Raw genomic sequence first — 16803 nt, 5'->3', positions numbered from 1 at the left:
GTCTTTACGGGTTTGGAAGTCGATCATTTAGCATAGCTAAGTAAAAACTTCTTTTCTCATTTGCAAGAGTCATCACGTTTTCCAATTGCTCCAATTGTTGCCCCAGTAGATTAACATGTTTATTTAATAGTTCGATCCGTTTATGTAAAATATCCTGGATATCTTCTATTTCTTGATCATTTTGTGTTAACAGACAGCCATCTTCAGCAAACAAAGTAATATCCTTTAGCTTCATTCCTGTTTGCTTTAATCCATAAATAAATTGGATAAAGCGAAGATCCTGATCATTATATTGCCGAATCCCGTTTTGCTTCCCATCCAAACGATGAGGATTAGGTAAGAGACCCATTTTTTCATAATAACGAAGTGTATATGCAGAAATACCTGTTAATTTAGATATTTCACCAATTGAGTACATTAGGTTTTGTCCCCTTTCATTCACATATAAGAACAACCTTTCCTACAGATATTGATTTTTCATGCAATTCTTGTGCATGTGCCGCTTCCCTTAAAGGAAGTCTGTAAGAAATCAAGGGATTGATTTTCCCTTCCTCTAACAATGAGAGAAGGAACCGAACATCTTCCTTAAACCAATCTAACCTTTCTTTTTTTAATGAGGTTATAGAGTAAAGATAGACAGGATTACCTTTCCCTGTAGTTCGATTTTCAGCCAAACTTTCCCACTCTTTGGTCCATTCTTCTGAATCTCCTTGCTGAAGAATCGAAGTATAGCCGTAACCTATGAAACGGCCATTGTTGCTTAAGGTATTCATCGAACGCTCATAATTCTGGCCTCCTATTGGATCAAATACAACATCCATACCTTCAGGAGCCTTATTACGAAGAGTATCTACAAAATCTTCGTTTCGATAGTCAATCGGCACGGCGCCGAATTGGGATACAATTGAATGTTTAGCCAAGGAAGCCGTGCCATACATGTCTAATTTCGCTAACTTCCCAAGCTCAAGCAATGCAGTACCAACCCCTCCACTTGCCCCGTGAATAAGGATACGTTCTCCCTCAGCTACCATTGCAACTCGGTGAAGCATTTGATAGGCTGTTACATAATTTAAGATCACAGCAACCGCCGTTACGGAATCGATGCGAGCAGGAATCCCGACAACCTCATCATCCATCGCGTACACATAAGATGTATAGCCACCCGTTCCGTTAAAAAAGACGGCTACCTTATCCCCTATCAAATATTTTTGCACGCCTTCTCCCAACTCGTCAACAATCCCAATAGCATCGTATCCTGGAGTAAAGGGAGGTATAGGAGATAGCGGATATTTACCCTCTCTTCTCATAATATCCGCAAGTGCAACCCCTGCTGCTTGGACCTTAACTCGAATTTCTCCCCTTTCAGGTTTTCGTAGGGGCTCCTCTATCACATCAATTACCTGAGGTCCTCCGTATCGAGTTACAATTACACGTGTATTCAAATCAAAACATCTCCTCTCAATAAAGATGTTTGTATTATATTTGTTAGAGTAAACTCTAAGTCAAGGAATCTATTTTGCATCAGCCAAGGTTTAAAGTTTTATTGCATGGACGATTTCCCTGAAACTGTATACAATAGATTTATGGAGTCGATGAGACTCCAAACCGAGTTGGATGTGCTGTTTTCAAAACTAGCTTTTTGGAGCTAACTTAAACAAAACCAATGACAAGTTACCTGTTACTGTATGACCAATGACTAATAACCAACTATAAGCAATGGCCATACTCAAACAACTTGATAATTATTAGAAAACGCCATCCAATAGCTCTCTTACATCTTGTGTGTAGGAGAGCTTTTTATGTGCAATAATTACCTCTTCTTCCTTTAACGAATAAGGAAGTAAAGTAGAAGATTACCCCTATTACAAAGGCAATTAATTGATCTAATAATATTTCATCATGAAGAAACCATCTTAACAAAAAGATTCCACCGAAAATTAACATGATTAAAAAACCAACATATTTTAATCCATTATGTAGCATTTTCTATCTCCTTTTTTAAGTCTTCCGAAACTATCTTAGTAATAAGCACATAAAAAAATCTTTAAAAAGGGAGCAACCTTCATTTAGTTTAAAATTGTTTCAAAAGCCTTTGATCTCATCTATCAATTTTTATTCTTTTAATAGCTACTATTCTTTCATTTGCGGGAACTAGTCAAAGTATATTTTGTTTATTGATGCCATTCAAATGTGTACACAACTTGCTCATTTACTTTATACAAGCAAATGAAAGAATCTTCCCCTCTGTTTTTAGAATTGTAATAATAATAATCCCCTATATCCACATTTATATTAATTTCTTGAAATACGTTCTGAATCTTTACTTTATAATCATCTGAATAAGAATTAATGCTATTTGAAATAAATTTCGATACGTATTGTCTCGCTTCTTTCTGATTTGTTTCCGTTACTTTAATCATATATTGAGTAAATGAAGTATTTTGATTTGTAAAGTCGAGGCATTTTACCCATGTACCGTCCCCTCTTGCTGCAAAAGGCTCGGTCCATAATTCCGTTACTTTGTTTGGTAAAGGCATTGAGATTCCCCAGCGATCTTCATATGAATAGACAATTTCCAATGGATCACTATTCACAAGAGTTTTTATCCAGAAGAACCCTATAAAAATTATCAGAACCATAATCGAAATTACTATTCCTATCAATTTCTTCATGAAAATTCTCTCCCTCCTTTTTAAAAATTGATGTTCTTATTTACTGTTTAAATAATGATTATCTTTAAATATATACCAATTCACCTTGATTATAAAATACTAATCTAATAAAAAGATTACAAACGCCCCTTCTCGTCTAGCTGCATTCTGCTGGAAGGGCAAGATATCTTTTTATGACTAGTTCTCCCCTAATATGGACACAATGGACATATCAAAAGAAAGGGGTTACACAATGACAAACCAACACGATTCAACAAACGAGCATGACATGACTTTGACAAATCGACAGGGGCACCCTATTACTAACAATCAAAATATACGAACTGTCAGTAATCGAGGACCTGCAACTCTTGAAAACTATGATTTTATAGAAAAAATAAGTCACTTTGACCGCGAAAGAATTCCTGAGCGTGTTGTTCATGCGCGAGGTGCAGGGGCACATGGCTATTTTGAGACATACGGTGTTGTCGGAGATGATCCTATTTCTAAGTATACAAGGGCTAAAGTATTTCAGGATAAGGGTAAGCAGACACCTGTTTTTGTGCGCTTCTCAACAGTTATTCATGGGGGCCATTCGCCTGAAACACTACGTGATCCACGAGGCTTTGCTGTAAAATTCTATACTGAAGATGGTAACTGGGATTTAGTCGGCAATAATTTAAAAATCTTCTTTATCCGCGATGCTATGAAATTCCCTGATATGATTCACGCCTTTAAGCCTGATCCGATTACAAATATTCAGGACGTTGAACGCTTTTTTGATTTCTGTGCAAGCTCACCAGAATCCTTCCATATGGTGACATTCATTTATTCACCTTGGGGTATTCCTGCGAATTATCGAATGATGCAAGGCTCTGGCGTTAATACGTATAAATGGGTCAATAGTGAAGGTAAAGCTGTCCTTGTTAAATATCATTGGGAACCTTTACAAGGCATTAAAAACTTAACACAAAAAGAAGCAGAAGAAATCCAAATGAAAAATTTTAATCATGCCACACAAGATTTATATGATGCAATTAAAAATGGCGATTATCCTGAATGGGAGCTTAACGTCCAAATTATGGAGGATGGTCCACATCCAGAGCTTGATTTTGATCCATTAGATGATACGAAGCTTTGGCCTAATGATCAATTCCCGTGGTATCCAGTTGGTAAGATGGTGTTAAATAAAAATCCAGAAGATTATTTTGCTGAGGTTGAGCAGGCTACTTTCGGTACAGGTGTGCTTGTGGACGGATTGGATTTCTCGGACGATAAAATGCTACAAGGTCGTACCTTCTCTTATTCTGATACACAGCGTCATCGTGTAGGTGCAAACTATTTACAACTCCCTATCAATGCTCCTAAAAAACGAGTGGCAACCAATCAAAACGGTGGTCAAATGCTGTATAAGCGCGATTTAGCTCCAGGGCAAAATCCTCATATTAACTATGAGCCTTCGATGTTAAATGGTTTAAAGGAAGCTACTCAATCGGCTAAAGAATATACACCTCTCGTGGAAGGTAATCTCGTTCGGGAATCCATTGATCGTCAAAGCAATACGAAACAAGCTGGCGAAACCTATCGCAATTTTGAGCAATGGGAGCGAGATGAGCTACTTGAAAACTTAATTCGTGATTTAGCAGTTTGTCATACAGCCATTCAAGAATCAATGATTGCATTAGCACAAGAAGCAGATGAAGAATACGGTCGTTTGTTAAAAGAAGGTTTACAAAAAGCTCAAAATGATTCATCTTCATCAAAGCCACTTGGCAATATTGCTGGTGATGAAGCCCCTAAAAAGGCTGTAGATAAAGGTCATGGCGCAGAGCCTTATTAATAACTTAAACGTTCCTACAAAATAAAGCGCTCAGCACAATATAAAGTGCTGAGCGCTTCTTTTAATGTACACCGGGCAAAATCTTTAGTACCTTTTCCTGTGCATCTAAAATAGCATCTACGCCTAATGGAATTGCAATATTCGTTGAATCATGGCCAATTTTAAAGCCCGCTACAACCGGAATGCCTAAATCCGCAAAATAATCCTTCATTAAAGCAAATAGTGCCGCTTCATCTGCTTCTGTTTGTGTAAAGGAACCGATAACAACACCGGCTAACTGCTCAAGCTTTCTCGCCTGCTTTAATTGCTGCAGCATCGCATCGATTGCTGGAATAGTTTCTCCAAGCTCCTCAATCAATAAAATTCGACCTTCTGTGCGAACTTCATATTTTGTACCTAATGTGTTAACAAGACGACGTAAATTCCCACCAATAATCTCACCGCGAGCTACACCAGGTGCAATCGTTGTTAATGGAGAAATATCCTCCGAATACTGTAATTCCATCGGTGAAAATAGCTGTAAAAACATTTTCTTTGATAACTCATCTATTCTTTCTACAGACATAAGTAGCGGTCCATGAAACGTCACTAAATTAGCATATTCGTTAATCGCGCAATGTAAATATGTAAGATCAGAGAAGCCCCAGAAGATCTTCGGATTTTCCTCAAGTAGTCCATAGTCAATCTTTTCCGCAATTCGCGCAGAACCATAGCCTCCCTTAACACAAAAAATTGCCTTCACCTCTGGATTTCTCACCATCTCATGAAAGTCAGCCAGACGCTCCTCATCATTACCTGCCAGGTAATCGTGCTTTGCCTGAATAGTATCCCCAATTATATAGTTAAGACCTAACTCTTCAAGAAAGGCTATTGCATCTCCTAGCTTTTCGGGATTTACTTGACTTGATAAAGCTACTAGTCCAACTGTATCGCCCTTTTCTAAATGTGGTACGGTGCTTTTCACCCTAACCCCTCCTATAGTTTTTCTTATTCTAGCATATAGATAATATTGTAGCATTGATTGATAGCGAAGCTAATGTCTATGACATCTAAATTTCTGAGGGAATGCTCCTCCCTTTTTACGTTCTATCCGTCACTTTGAGGGTTCTATCCACGACTTTGGCTTCTCTATCCATCACTTTGACGTTTCTATCCACGACTTTGACTGTTCTATCCACCATTTTGACGTTTCTATCCACGACTTTGGCTGTTCTATCCGCCACTTTGTTGTTTCTATCCACGACTTTGGCTTCTCTATCCGTCGCTTTGGCTCTTCTTTCCGTCTCTTCGGCTGCTCTTCTTTCCGTCGCTTTGGTAATTCTATCCGTCTCTTCGGCTCTTCTTTCCGTCGCTCTAGTTTCTATCCGTCATCTTGGCTCTTCTTTCCATCGCTTTGATGATTCTTTCCGTCACTTCGGCTCTTCTTTCCGTCGCTCTGATTTCTATCCATCACCTTGGCTCTTCCTTCCGTCGCTTTGGTGATTCTTTCTGTCACTTCGGCTCTTCTTTCCGTTGCTCTGCATGCCAAAATAAAAAAGCGTAGACTTCAAATAACATAAAGTCTACGCTTAATTTTTATTTTGTTCCGCCGTAAATAACCGTTACATTCGGATGATTTAATAATTGGCTTGCTGGGAAATCTTCAGTGATGATACCACTTTTTAATTTTTCGATAGCCTCTAGTTTTTTTTCACCAAATGCAATTAACACGATTTCCTTGGCTTTCATAATAGATTGAATGCCCATTGTAATAGCATGTGTCGGTACATCTTTAGAGTTATCAAAATAAATTGCATTTTCTGTGCGTGTAGATTCAGTTAACTCTACAATATTAGTCATTGAATCAAAAGATGTGCCTGGTTCGTTAAAGCCAATATGTCCGTTAACGCCAATGCCTAGAAGCTGCAAATCAATTCCTCCCGCTTCCTTAATTCGAGCATCATAGGCCGTACACTCGGCATCTAAATTTTCTGCCTTACCATTTGGTAAATGTATATTTTCTTCCTTAATATCTACATGATTGAATAAGTTCTCATGCATAAATGTCCAATAGCTTGCCGGACTCGATTGATCGAGACCTACATATTCGTCTAGGTTAAAGGTAATCACATCGCTAAAAGATATATTTCCAGCTTGTTGGCGTTTCACTAATTCCTTATACATTCCTACAGGAGAACCACCAGTTGCTAATCCTAAAATACTCGCTGGCTTAACTTGTAATTGTTTAGTGAAAATATCCGCCGCTACTTCGCTCATTTCATCGTATGAATTTACTTCTAACCATTTCATTTCGCTTGTCATTCGTATACCTACCTTACAATCATTATTTTTAACTAAAATAATAGGAAATATTTCTCTCTATAGTAGCTAATATTTTCATTTTACAAGTTATTTACCTACTTTTCTATTATTTTCTTTCTAATATTCACGTGTAATATCTAGCCATTTCGGTTATGTTATTTAGTAGAGGAAGTGAGGCGATTTTATGAATTCACAAATACAGCAATATTTAAAGCTTATTCAATTTCAAGGATCTTTAGAGCCATCTATTAAGCTACTTGGTCAGCTCCAAACAAGACATCTACATACCATTCCTTATGAGAACCTAGATGTTGCCTTGAAACATGGCATCTCCTTCGCTATCCCTGACCTTTTTCAAAAAATCATTATTCAACATCGCGGAGGCAATTGCTTTGAACTAAATATTTTATTTAGTTGGCTACTTCGTGAACTTGGCTTTTCTGTAACCAACCGCTATGCACAGTTTTGGCGCAACAATGAAGCAGATACTCCTATCGAGGATGTACCTATGCATCAGTTATTGCTGGTCAAATTCGATGGCCAAACCTATATTTCGGATGTTGGTGTAGGCGCACTAGCTCCTTGTAAGCCAGTTCCATTAATAGCTGGGCATCAACACCGTGAAGGTAATGAACTTTATAAAATTGAACGAGATGAAGCGAACGGCTGGATGCTGTACGAACAAAAAAAACAAAATTGGCGTTTACTTTATTGTTTTTTTGATGATGCTAACGATGCACAATTTGCACCAAGACTTTCTAAACAAAAAAATAAAATCGCTATGATTCGTACTCCTCGCGGACGACATACAATGCTTAATAACGAATTTCGAATTTACGAGGGGTACTCCCTAACAACTTATACAACTCATAACGAAAAGGAATGGCGACAAGCACTTCATCGCTTTTTTCATATTTCATTAGATTAGATTCTACTAAAAGCAAGTCTCCTCATTAATAGGAGACTTGCTTTTCTTATGGCTACATTTAATTGGTTGTACGTTCGAGCAACTCATAAACAACAACATCATTGTAAAGCTCTTTAACTAAACCAATACCATCGACAAAGTAATATGTTGAAACTCCATCACTGTATATCGACTTTTCTTCTAGAACAATTACATTATTATAATCGACACCACCTGCTTGGACAGTCCCATCTGTTGCTTTAACAGTAATTCGGATTCCTGAAATTACACCTTCATCATTTTCATGTTTAATCACGCCAATTCTAAGTGGTAGTCTAAAAGAAAAATCGTAATGTGAACTTACATTTTTGGCAATTGCTTGACCATAAAACTCGCCATCGCTAAATAAAAGCTCACTATTAAATACTTTATTAGAATTCAAATCGCTTACTGCCCACACATCATTCTTACCGTCATAATGACTATACTGATATTTTAATGTATACTGTTTTTTGTCTTTCAACGAATAATGCGAATACGTGTAGTCATACGCCGTATTTTTTAATAGATTCGGATTCGATAGCGTTAATGCACGAGCTAAAAATGCTGAAAAATGCGCTCGCGTTAAAGGTAATTTGGGCCTAAATGAACCATCATCATATCCTCTTGCTATATTATTATTAGCAATTAATGAAATTTCCTTATAGCCACTTGTTTGAGGTGAAACATCTGTAAAGTAGCTTATCCCATCCCCTTTGAATTTAAATGCTCTTTGCAGCACAATTGCCATGTGCCCTCTTGAAAGAGTTGCATCCGGATTAAATTTCTGTGCCGAAAGGAAAATGCCAGCATTTTGCACTGCCGCAATTTCTTTATAATAGGGATGTGTAATAGGTACATCCTGATACTTTGGATCTTTGACATTCGTCGTTTGCAATCCTAGAGCACGTGTTAGCATGGCAGATGCTTGCGCTCTCGTTACATTTGTATCTGGTTTAAATAAATTATCAGGATAGCCATAAATAATTCCTTTTTCCACTAAGTAATCAATTTCCGTTATCAATGTATCATCCTTGGACACATCTTTGAAGCTCGCTGCCTGTACACTTCCAAACGGTATTAACCATACAGCTAATAATAGTGCACATACTATTTTCAACATCTTTTTCATGTCTTTCCCTCACTTTCTTCATTACCTACAATATATTCCTCATTACTTATAACATACGTTTATTGGATATTATTTACAATGTGATTTTTAACAAAAAAAGCCTCCGCAATCGTTCGCAGAGACTTGTTAGTCAGATTATTTGTTTTGAATCATGCCAAAGCCTAGTCCAGTAGGGTCTACCATATAGGCAAGATAAAACTCATCGAACTCCATTTTGCCACGAACAATAATGGCACCATTCTGTTTAGCTTTAGCAATAGCTTCATTGATAGAATCCACTTCAATATGGACATTTCCTCCATTAGTTGCATCACCATAACGTGTGGTTGATTTCCGTTCCTACTGGGCCATTTCCTGGGTGAGTCCGATGAGCCGTGGTATTATGCAATTGTAAAAAACATCATGACCTAGGTATTTAACTATTCATTAATTAGTAAAATATTGTATAATCGAATTAGAACGACCGTTCAAATATTTTGAAGGAGTAAATCATTTATTGAATAAAAGACGTTATGATAGCGAGAAAGCAAAAGTTGAAATTATGGAACACGCGGTTAGTTTGTTTTCTCAAAAAGGCTATAATCAAACATCAGTAGGAGATATTTCAACCGCTTCAGGCTACAGCAAAGGACATATTTATTATCATTTTGAAAACAAAGAAAAGCTTTTTGTTCTTTTATCGCAACAAACAATGCAAGACTGGCACAACAAATGGCTGCAAAAAGAATGTACCTACTCCACGGCAACAGAAAAATTATATGGCATGGCCATGCATGTTCTCTATCATTACCAAACACCCTTATTAAGATCAGGGCAAGAACTAGCTTCCAATCCAAAATCGAGCCCTGAATCTGTGCAACAATTATACAATTTAGCGATTGTACCAATGGGTGCTTATCGTGTGATTCTTCAAGAAGGAATTGATAAAGGGGAATTTGTTCATGGAAATATTGATGAGTGGACAGTTCTACTAGGCACATGGCTAGGGGGTTTATGTCAGCTGACAAATACCCAGGATCTTAAAGCACTAGAGCCACTCTTTAACCAGGCAATAACCATTTTTTTAAAGGAGATAAAAAAAGGTGGGATATAAATGAAAATTGCATGTATAGGAGACAGCTTAACAGAAGGTCGACCTGGGGTTTCATTTTTTAAACTACTAACAACAAGACATCAACATATCGAATTTGATAATCTCGGTAAACCAGGTGAAACAGTAAAAAGCTTACACAGTCGTTTAGAGAAATCGAAGCTAGCTACTTATTATGACCTCAGCTTTCTTTGGATTGGTGTCAACGATGTCTATGCTAAACTTTTGAAAGTGCAGGCACAGCCAGTTACAAAAGATCATCAAGAATTTAAAGATTACTATGTAAATTGTTTAGAAATGATTTTAGCATCCTCTAAACATGTTGTTTTAGTAACACCAGCTTTAATAGGAGAAACAATAAAAAACACTTCAAATATGGAATTAAAAGAGTTGTCCACCATTATTCAGTCCATTTCTTCTAAATATGCAAATGTTAGCTTTTTAAATATGCAAGAAGTGTTTGAGCATCAATTGGAACAAGTTAATAGTTCGGATTATATTAACACAAATGTTATGCGAGTAATGAAAGATGTACTGTTTTATAAAAAACCTTTGCGAATTGACCGATTATCCAAAAAGAGAGGGCTACATTTAACGTTAGATGGCGTTCACTTAAACAGTAGAGGAGCAGAACTTGTCGTGGAAGAATACACAGCTGTAATTGAACAGCTCCAACTGCAGGAGGCTACTGTCCATTTGGATCTCATAGAGAGGTGACGAAAATGAGAAAGGTTGCGATTGTTACTGGAGGTGTATCCGGTATAGGGAAGGCTATCTGCAAAGAGTTAGTTGGCCGTAATGTATTTGTTATTATTGCAGATATCAACGAACATGATGGACGTCTTCTAGAGGCAGAATTAAATAAAGATGATGCTTCAAATGCTCGATTTGTTGAACTAAATGTAATCGATTACAAAAGTGTTGAACGTGTCATTACAAATGTATATGAGGAATTTCAAAGATTAGATTATTTATTTAATAATGCTGGAATAGCTATGTATGGTGAAATGTATGATATGTCGATGGACGAATGGAAAAACATTGTGGATCTTAATTTATGGGGCGTTATATATGGTACTCAAGTTGGCTATCAAATCATGAAGGAACAAGGTTTTGGACATATCATCAATACATCATCAGCAGCAGGGTTAGGACCATCTCCTATATCTGCGGCATATTCAACTACGAAGCATGCTGTGGTGGGCTTAACGACATCACTACACTATGAGGCTGAGGAATTTGGCATCAAGGTAAGTACGCTATGTCCGACTTTTGTTGATACACCTATTTTTGATAAAGCAACAGCTATTAATATCGATAAATCAGTGATGTCCAAACAATTGAAAAAGCAAAAAATGATGTCTCCACAGCAACTAGCAAAAATCACTATTGCAGGCGTACACAAAAATAAGCCTATTATCTGTCCTATGCCAATGCGTAAAACAATGGATGTTATCTTTACAATCTTCCCTTCGTTGCATAGGGCATTAATGAGAATGGTCTGTAAAGTAAGTAGAAAAGCTCGATTAACATAAACATGTAACGTAAAAGCTTTCTTCCAGATGGTAAAAAACCGCTATGCTTTTCCGCCGGCAAGGCATGAGCCGCATCAGGGCAAGAAATAGGGTGTTGGACACGAAGGCATATGTCTCCTTCGCTACATTTTCATTTACACTTCATCTCAAAAACAAGTTGTAGGAGTTTTGCGGCTTTTTACCTTTATATTTAAGATAACTAAAACACTGAACGGAATAACCCCTTTTCAAAAGACAAATAGCTAGTTATTTATGCTTTCCTCCATCATTTTTATAAATACCTAAAAGTAATATAATTAACCCTATAACAAAAATTAAAGGAGATAAAAACATCATAATCGATGTTGCCCAACTATTTTTAACCACTATTCCATACATTACGCCAATTACAAAAGATAAGAACGGTGCAAACGCTATCATTGTAATGATACCCCAAACGATGTAATTCCCTTTCTCTGACCTTCCTTCGGTTAATTGGAATCCCGCTATTAAACCAACTAATACTATCAATAAAGCAATGACAAACGCCATTTCAAATCACCTCCCTCTTTCCTTCTATAATATGCTTCATTAGTTTAGTGGTTTGGTAACATAACACTAGGCTTATTAAAAATGTCTAAAATTGCGCTCAGACGGAACGGAAAATCAGCTTAACATTATGATGATAAGCCTGTTTAACTTCTTTCAGCGTGTGTTTGGACAAGAGGAACTCAGTCTAAGAACGCCACGTCCTGTGGCAATTTTTCTGTGCGAAAGCGAAGCGACAGCAACACGGTTTTATCTGTGCGAAAGCGAAGCGTCAGCAACAACACCGGCGTTAGCACTACGCTTTCGCGCAAAAAACATCTGCTGCTGACGCTGCGTTAGCACTACGCTTTCGCGCAAAAAACATCTGCTGCTGACGCTGCGTTAGCACTACGCTTTCGCGCAAAAAACATCTGCTGCTGACGCTTCGCTTTCGCGCAAAAAACATCTGTTGGCCTAAAGCCTCCGGCGGATGTCACGGAATTATGCCGAGGTATAATTGATTCAAAAAAAAACACAACCATCAATAAATGTGGTTGTGTTTTTTACGGTTCAATTTAAATAACTTCTTGTAAAATGACACCGTCGCTCATTTTAATAATACGATCCGAATAAGCAAGCATTTCTTCATCGTGTGTCACCATTAAAGTAGTAATGTTTAACGTTTTAGTCAAATCTCTAATTAGTAACATAACCTCTTTTGATCTTTGCGAATCTAAGCTTGCTGTTGGTTCATCTGCGAATAGAACTTTCGGTTTATGAATGATTGCTCGGGCAATAGCAATACGTTGCTTCTCGCCACCTGACAATGACGAAGGATAAGCCATTTTTCGATGGTCCATTCCTACTAATTTTAGTATTCGATTAACTTCATTTTTTTGTTCCTGCTTCTTTAATTTTGATTCAGAAACATCTAGCATTAGCAGTAGTTGCTCCTCAACTGTAAGAAATGGTACAAGGTGTGCAAACTGAAAGACAAACCCAAATTCACTTGCTCGTACTTTTCGAACCTCTTCAGAGCTCATGCTGGTCATATTTTTCCCCTCAAATATAACCTGCCCACCTGATGCAGGCTGAAGCCCAGCAGCAATTGTCAAAAGCGTACTTTTTCCGGAGCCAGATGCACCGACCAATGCTGTTATTTCCCCTTCATTTAGAGAAAGATCTATCCCTTTAAGTATTTCTTCCTCTATCTCGCCATTCCTAAACGTTTTTCTAACTTCATCGATTTTAAATAAAGTCATACTAAGCCTCTCCTTGCTGTATCGCTTGTAATGGTTGAATTTTTTTAATTTGGATGCCTGAAATTGTAGCACCGATAAATCCAATAATTAGGAATACGATCGATAATTGCGTTGTTGTCGCAATTGTTAAAGTGAAAGGCATTCCTTTTGGCGCTATCAGATTAAATGCTTGGCTAAAGGCTACCGACAAAATAAGTGAAATAACTGTAATGATAGCCATCTGTGCCCATATCATTTTGAATAATTTACTCGTTTTCACACCAATGGCTTTCAAAATTCCGTATAAACCAATTTTTTGAACGTTCATCATATAGAAGAAGATCGCAAACAGCATCCCACTAATGACTACTAAAAACCAAACAATCATATTTAAAGACATTTGTTCTGCGCTATAGCTTGGGATTGTATTAAGAAACTCTTTATTTGAAAATGATTCTAATCCAGCAAATTCTTTTGAAGAATCTCCATCTGGTACGAAAATCATCTGCATTTCCTCAACACGGTAAATTTCTTGATAATCCACTTTATTAATATAGGCAACCGGTGCATGACTATATTTCTTTTGGTCGACAAATCCTTTTACTACAAACTTGCCACTAAATTGATTATTCGTTAATGTATCTCCTACTTTAATACCTTTATCTTTCATTGAGCTATCTAATATGACTTCCTCATGTTTCACATTTTCAAATAACTCTGAATCAGTAGATGTAACAAAGGCAACGCTTTGCTGCTTATTATCCTTATCATTTAAAAAGCCCATTTGTAGTGAAAAAGCTACTGCATCCTTTTCATTACTCAATATTTCATTTTGTTTATCGCTATCTATTTTTGACAGATTATAAGTTTGATCTGCATCCTTATTCATATAAAATTGTCCTTGTGGCAAATCTTTAATTAAAGCGGCATTATCTTGTGATAATCCATTCGCCAAACCTGAAATAATAAAAGTTAAAAAACTAACTAGAAAAACAATTGAACCTAATATTAAAAATCTTACTTTATTCTTCTTAATTTCTTTCCACGCAAGATTCATAGTTAACTCCTCCATTCCTTTTTACATCCTTATCATAAAATCCTTAAATGAACGGAACATGAACTAATCATTAAAAATGAAATATTTTTAACTTCTTTCAGCAATTATTTTATGTAACGTAAGTGAAACGGCAGTTACAAATGTTTTATGTAACGTAAGTGAAACGGCAGTTACAAATGTTTTTTGTAGCGAAAGCGTAGCGTCAGCTACAATTGTTTTATGTAACGTAAGTGAAACGGCAGTTACAAATGTTTTTTGTAGCGAAAGCAAAGCGTCAGCTCCAATTATGCCGAGGCATAATTGATCAAAAAAAGCTCATAAACCTTTTCCTTTTTAGGTTTACGAGCTGATTGTAAAATTATTATTGGCCATCTAAACGAATGACAGCTTTTCTATGATATTTTGGCGTTTCCTCTAGTTTTGATTCGTACAAAATCACTTCTTCTACTAGAAATTTAGGTAGTTGAAAATTTTCTTCTAGCAATGCTTCGAATGGAATTTTCCCGCTGGCCTCATCCCATTTCCTTGCAACAGTTATATGGGGTGTAAAGGGCTTCTTATCCAGTTCAAATCCAGCCTTCAAACAATCTCGGTATACTATTTCTCTCACAAAATTTAATTGCTGTGATTCAAGCAGATCAACCCATAAAATTCTTGGATATTCTTTTCTTCCAAAAGTATTGAACCCTTGAATTTTTATTTCGAATGGAGGAACATTCAAAAGATTTTTCCTCGTTTCATCTATTACATCCTGTAATTGTTCTTCATCCGCATGACCTAAAAAAGCTAAAGTAATGTGATAATCTTCCTGATGTACCCATCGTTTAAAATGAAAATCTGTTTTCATTTCTTCACATCTCACTTTAAGAGTTGCTTTAATATCTGAAGGAAGTGGTACGGCAATAAAAAAATGTCTGTTCATAATCATAACCTCTCTCATCATCAAAAATGCTTCTTATGAGGCATTATGTCATTTCCTACTATAATTTAACCATTACTACTCATGTTAAAGCGGCGAAGACTACCTAGCTAAGAGGAAGACATTCCTTCCATTTAAATAACCCACTTTGCTTTTTAGCTGAGTGGGCCATAACCTTCATTTCTATATTCTTTCTCACTTTACAATGATAACATGTAAAGTGAGGTGGTCTAAATGAAACAACAAGATTATTACCAAAATCTGCTGATAAGACTTTGTAAAGCACACAATATTTCTCCTCGAAAACCTAGATTTATTGAAGTTGAAGATGTGATTACTATTAATGTTAAAAATCATTTGAAAGAAGGAGTAGATTTGGAATGCTTTAAAATTAAATCTTATTTATCAAACGGTTGGACCTTTAGGTATAAAATTTAATCAGCAATTACTTTTATACCCGGGTGGAAATAGATTGGATAGAGTAACAGTAACCTTTACCAAAAAGGATTATATAGCTTTAAACAAAAAATTAGAAAGTGGTGTAATAAATTAATGGGTAGCTTAATGCTATCTTTTATTAATAATACTAACTTGACCAGCAGCTGTATCACTCTTAACAAAAACAAAACATACATATCAATCTTTGTTGGTTTTCGATCATATGATATAAAAGAGTTTTAGACTAATATTGTTAAAATTTCTTTACTGTGTATACGCAATAAAAAACCTCTCAAAAAACACCTTTTGAGAGGATCTTAATTGCTTTCTACAAATAAAAAAAGAACCCTTGCATATCAAGGATTCTTTACTAAATATGATACCGGTGGTCGGGGTCGAACCGACACTCCAAAGGAACACGATTTTGAGTCGTGCGCGTCTGCCTATTCCGCCACACCGGCATAATGGAGATAAAAAAAATCGGATAAACCGATTGAGTAATAAATTATGGAGGCGGCAACCGGATTTGAACCGGTGATAAAGGTGTTGCAGACCTGTGCCTTACCACTTGGCTATGCCGCCATAATAATTAATTGGAGCGGAAGACGAGGTTCGAACTCGCGACCCCCACCTTGGCAAGGTGGTGTTCTACCACTGAACTACTTCCGCAAAAAAAATGGCTGGGGTACCTGGATTCGAACCAGGGCGTGACGGAATCAAAATCCGTTGCCTTACCGCTTGGCTATACCCCAAAAGAAAAGTTAGATATATATAAATGGGGCGACTGATGGGAATCGAACCCACGAATGCCTGAACCACAATCAGGTGCGTTAACCACTTCGCCACAACCGCCATATTACTATATTTTATTATTTAAAATTAAATGGGGCGACTGATGGGAATCGAACCCACGAATGCCTGAACCACAATCAGGTGCGTTAACCACTTCGCCACAACCGCCATATTATTATTTTAAATTAATTGGCAGGGGCAGTAGGAATCGAACCCACACCAAAGGTTTTGGAGACCTCTATTCTACCGTTGAACTATGCCCCTATTAAATTAAAACTGGTGGAGGGGGACGGATTCGAACCGCCGAACCCTAAGGAGCGGATTTACAGTCCGCCGCGTTACAGTCCGCCGCGT

22 protein-coding genes and 7 tRNA genes are annotated in these 16803 nt (G+C 37.0%); 8 read left to right on the top strand and 21 right to left on the bottom strand.

The window, feature by feature from the left end; all coding sequences use genetic code 11:
- Positions 1–4: 4 nt before the first annotated feature.
- The 4 genes from AC1DCY_RS14305 to AC1DCY_RS14290 all read right to left on the bottom strand — a co-directional run bounded on the left by AC1DCY_RS14305 (position 5) and on the right by AC1DCY_RS14290 (position 2672).
- On the bottom strand, positions 5–418 hold the full coding sequence (locus AC1DCY_RS14305; RefSeq protein WP_477351118.1) for a MerR family transcriptional regulator: 414 nt from the start codon (positions 416–418) through the stop codon (positions 5–7).
- A gap of 16 nt (positions 419–434) precedes the next feature.
- Complete coding sequence (locus tag AC1DCY_RS14300; RefSeq protein ID WP_477351116.1) at positions 435–1442, bottom strand: medium chain dehydrogenase/reductase family protein; 1008 nt, start codon at positions 1440–1442, stop codon at positions 435–437.
- A 355-nt stretch (positions 1443–1797) separates the two neighbouring features.
- On the bottom strand, positions 1798–1983 hold the full coding sequence (locus AC1DCY_RS14295) for a hypothetical protein (protein ID WP_477351114.1): 186 nt from the start codon (positions 1981–1983) through the stop codon (positions 1798–1800).
- A 188-nt stretch (positions 1984–2171) separates the two neighbouring features.
- The gene (locus AC1DCY_RS14290; protein WP_477351112.1) at positions 2172–2672 is read right to left on the bottom strand and encodes a hypothetical protein; all 501 of its coding nucleotides are present in this window, start codon (positions 2670–2672) and stop codon (positions 2172–2174) included.
- 232 nt (positions 2673–2904) lie between these two features.
- Between AC1DCY_RS14290 and AC1DCY_RS14285 the strand changes: the two genes are divergently transcribed.
- On the top strand, positions 2905–4491 hold the full coding sequence (locus AC1DCY_RS14285; RefSeq protein WP_477351110.1) for a catalase: 1587 nt from the start codon (positions 2905–2907) through the stop codon (positions 4489–4491).
- Positions 4492–4552: 61 nt separating this feature from the next.
- On the opposite strand, the gene AC1DCY_RS14280 is transcribed toward AC1DCY_RS14285, so the two are convergent.
- Positions 4553–5455 (bottom strand): S66 peptidase family protein, encoded by a 903-nt coding sequence (locus AC1DCY_RS14280; protein WP_477351108.1) that lies wholly within the window; start codon positions 5453–5455, stop codon positions 4553–4555.
- Between the two features lie 101 nt (positions 5456–5556).
- Here AC1DCY_RS14280 and AC1DCY_RS14275 point away from each other — a divergent pair, with 101 nt between their 5' ends.
- Positions 5557–5973 (top strand): hypothetical protein, encoded by a 417-nt coding sequence (locus tag AC1DCY_RS14275; RefSeq protein ID WP_477351106.1) that lies wholly within the window; start codon positions 5557–5559, stop codon positions 5971–5973.
- A 93-nt stretch (positions 5974–6066) separates the two neighbouring features.
- Here AC1DCY_RS14275 and nagB read toward each other — a convergent pair whose 3' ends face one another.
- A complete protein-coding gene (gene nagB / locus AC1DCY_RS14270; protein WP_477351235.1) occupies positions 6067–6780 on the bottom strand; it encodes a glucosamine-6-phosphate deaminase in 714 nt (237 codons plus the stop codon).
- A gap of 196 nt (positions 6781–6976) precedes the next feature.
- Between nagB and AC1DCY_RS14265 the strand changes: the two genes are divergently transcribed.
- Positions 6977–7720, top strand: coding sequence for an arylamine N-acetyltransferase family protein (locus AC1DCY_RS14265; RefSeq protein WP_477351104.1), 744 nt, complete (start codon positions 6977–6979; stop codon positions 7718–7720).
- 58 nt (positions 7721–7778) lie between these two features.
- Here the strand turns inward: AC1DCY_RS14265 and AC1DCY_RS14260 are convergent, their stop codons facing one another.
- Together AC1DCY_RS14260 and AC1DCY_RS14255 are read right to left on the bottom strand one after the other, a co-directional pair.
- The gene (locus AC1DCY_RS14260; RefSeq protein ID WP_477351102.1) at positions 7779–8870 is read right to left on the bottom strand and encodes an S-layer homology domain-containing protein; all 1092 of its coding nucleotides are present in this window, start codon (positions 8868–8870) and stop codon (positions 7779–7781) included.
- A 135-nt stretch (positions 8871–9005) separates the two neighbouring features.
- The gene (locus AC1DCY_RS14255; RefSeq protein WP_477351100.1) at positions 9006–9149 is read right to left on the bottom strand and encodes a hypothetical protein; all 144 of its coding nucleotides are present in this window, start codon (positions 9147–9149) and stop codon (positions 9006–9008) included.
- A 217-nt stretch (positions 9150–9366) separates the two neighbouring features.
- Here AC1DCY_RS14255 and AC1DCY_RS14250 point away from each other — a divergent pair, with 217 nt between their 5' ends.
- From AC1DCY_RS14250 to AC1DCY_RS14240, 3 genes are read left to right on the top strand one after another with little or no spacing between them, the layout of a single operon-like run.
- Complete coding sequence (locus tag AC1DCY_RS14250) at positions 9367–9963, top strand: TetR/AcrR family transcriptional regulator (protein WP_477351098.1); 597 nt, start codon at positions 9367–9369, stop codon at positions 9961–9963.
- Positions 9964–10677 carry an SGNH/GDSL hydrolase family protein gene (locus tag AC1DCY_RS14245; RefSeq protein ID WP_477351096.1) on the top strand — a complete coding sequence of 238 codons (714 nt, stop codon included), beginning with the start codon at positions 9964–9966 and terminating at the stop codon, positions 10675–10677.
- 5 nt (positions 10678–10682) lie between these two features.
- Positions 10683–11495 carry an SDR family NAD(P)-dependent oxidoreductase gene (locus AC1DCY_RS14240; RefSeq protein WP_477351094.1) on the top strand — a complete coding sequence of 271 codons (813 nt, stop codon included), beginning with the start codon at positions 10683–10685 and terminating at the stop codon, positions 11493–11495.
- Between the two features lie 246 nt (positions 11496–11741).
- Here AC1DCY_RS14240 and AC1DCY_RS14235 read toward each other — a convergent pair whose 3' ends face one another.
- A complete protein-coding gene (locus AC1DCY_RS14235; protein ID WP_415733030.1) occupies positions 11742–12026 on the bottom strand; it encodes a hypothetical protein in 285 nt (94 codons plus the stop codon).
- Between the two features lie 127 nt (positions 12027–12153).
- Between AC1DCY_RS14235 and AC1DCY_RS14230 the strand changes: the two genes are divergently transcribed.
- Positions 12154–12351, top strand: coding sequence for a hypothetical protein (locus tag AC1DCY_RS14230; protein WP_477351092.1), 198 nt, complete (start codon positions 12154–12156; stop codon positions 12349–12351).
- Here the strand turns inward: AC1DCY_RS14230 and AC1DCY_RS14225 are convergent.
- The 5 genes from AC1DCY_RS14225 to thpR form a co-directional block, all read right to left on the bottom strand.
- Positions 12319–12468 carry a hypothetical protein gene (locus AC1DCY_RS14225; RefSeq protein ID WP_477351090.1) on the bottom strand — a complete coding sequence of 50 codons (150 nt, stop codon included), beginning with the start codon at positions 12466–12468 and terminating at the stop codon, positions 12319–12321. The two genes, AC1DCY_RS14230 and AC1DCY_RS14225, sit on opposite strands and share 33 nt — an antisense overlap.
- Before the next feature lie 109 nt (positions 12469–12577).
- Positions 12578–13264: an ABC transporter ATP-binding protein gene (locus AC1DCY_RS14220; protein ID WP_477351089.1), complete on the bottom strand. Its 687-nt coding sequence runs from the start codon at positions 13262–13264 to the stop codon at positions 12578–12580.
- Position 13265: 1 nt separating this feature from the next.
- On the bottom strand, positions 13266–14300 hold the full coding sequence (locus tag AC1DCY_RS14215; RefSeq protein WP_477351088.1) for an ABC transporter permease: 1035 nt from the start codon (positions 14298–14300) through the stop codon (positions 13266–13268).
- A gap of 87 nt (positions 14301–14387) precedes the next feature.
- A complete protein-coding gene (locus tag AC1DCY_RS14210; protein ID WP_477351087.1) occupies positions 14388–14570 on the bottom strand; it encodes a hypothetical protein in 183 nt (60 codons plus the stop codon).
- Positions 14571–14661: 91 nt separating this feature from the next.
- Complete coding sequence (thpR, locus tag AC1DCY_RS14205) at positions 14662–15222, bottom strand: RNA 2',3'-cyclic phosphodiesterase (protein WP_477351085.1); 561 nt, start codon at positions 15220–15222, stop codon at positions 14662–14664.
- Positions 15223–15453: 231 nt separating this feature from the next.
- On the opposite strand from thpR, the gene AC1DCY_RS14200 reads away from it, so the two are divergent.
- Positions 15454–15657 (top strand): hypothetical protein, encoded by a 204-nt coding sequence (locus AC1DCY_RS14200; protein WP_477351083.1) that lies wholly within the window; start codon positions 15454–15456, stop codon positions 15655–15657.
- A 380-nt stretch (positions 15658–16037) separates the two neighbouring features.
- Here the strand turns inward: AC1DCY_RS14200 and AC1DCY_RS14195 are convergent.
- The 7 genes from AC1DCY_RS14195 to AC1DCY_RS14165 form a co-directional block, all read right to left on the bottom strand.
- Positions 16038–16118 (bottom strand) — tRNA-Leu (locus tag AC1DCY_RS14195).
- 47 nt (positions 16119–16165) lie between these two features.
- Positions 16166–16239 (bottom strand) — tRNA-Cys (locus AC1DCY_RS14190).
- A 12-nt stretch (positions 16240–16251) separates the two neighbouring features.
- Positions 16252–16326 (bottom strand) — tRNA-Gly (locus AC1DCY_RS14185).
- Between the two features lie 8 nt (positions 16327–16334).
- Positions 16335–16409, bottom strand: a tRNA-Gln gene (locus tag AC1DCY_RS14180).
- Positions 16410–16433: 24 nt separating this feature from the next.
- Positions 16434–16509, bottom strand: a tRNA-His gene (locus tag AC1DCY_RS14175).
- Between the two features lie 32 nt (positions 16510–16541).
- Positions 16542–16617: transfer RNA gene (locus AC1DCY_RS14170), tRNA-His, on the bottom strand.
- Positions 16618–16639: 22 nt separating this feature from the next.
- Positions 16640–16713 (bottom strand) — tRNA-Trp (locus tag AC1DCY_RS14165).
- Positions 16714–16803 lie beyond the last annotated feature (90 nt).

It is taken from the genome of Lysinibacillus sp. 10T31 (assembly GCF_056394365.1).
This window is presented reverse-complemented; position numbering and strand designations above follow the sequence as displayed.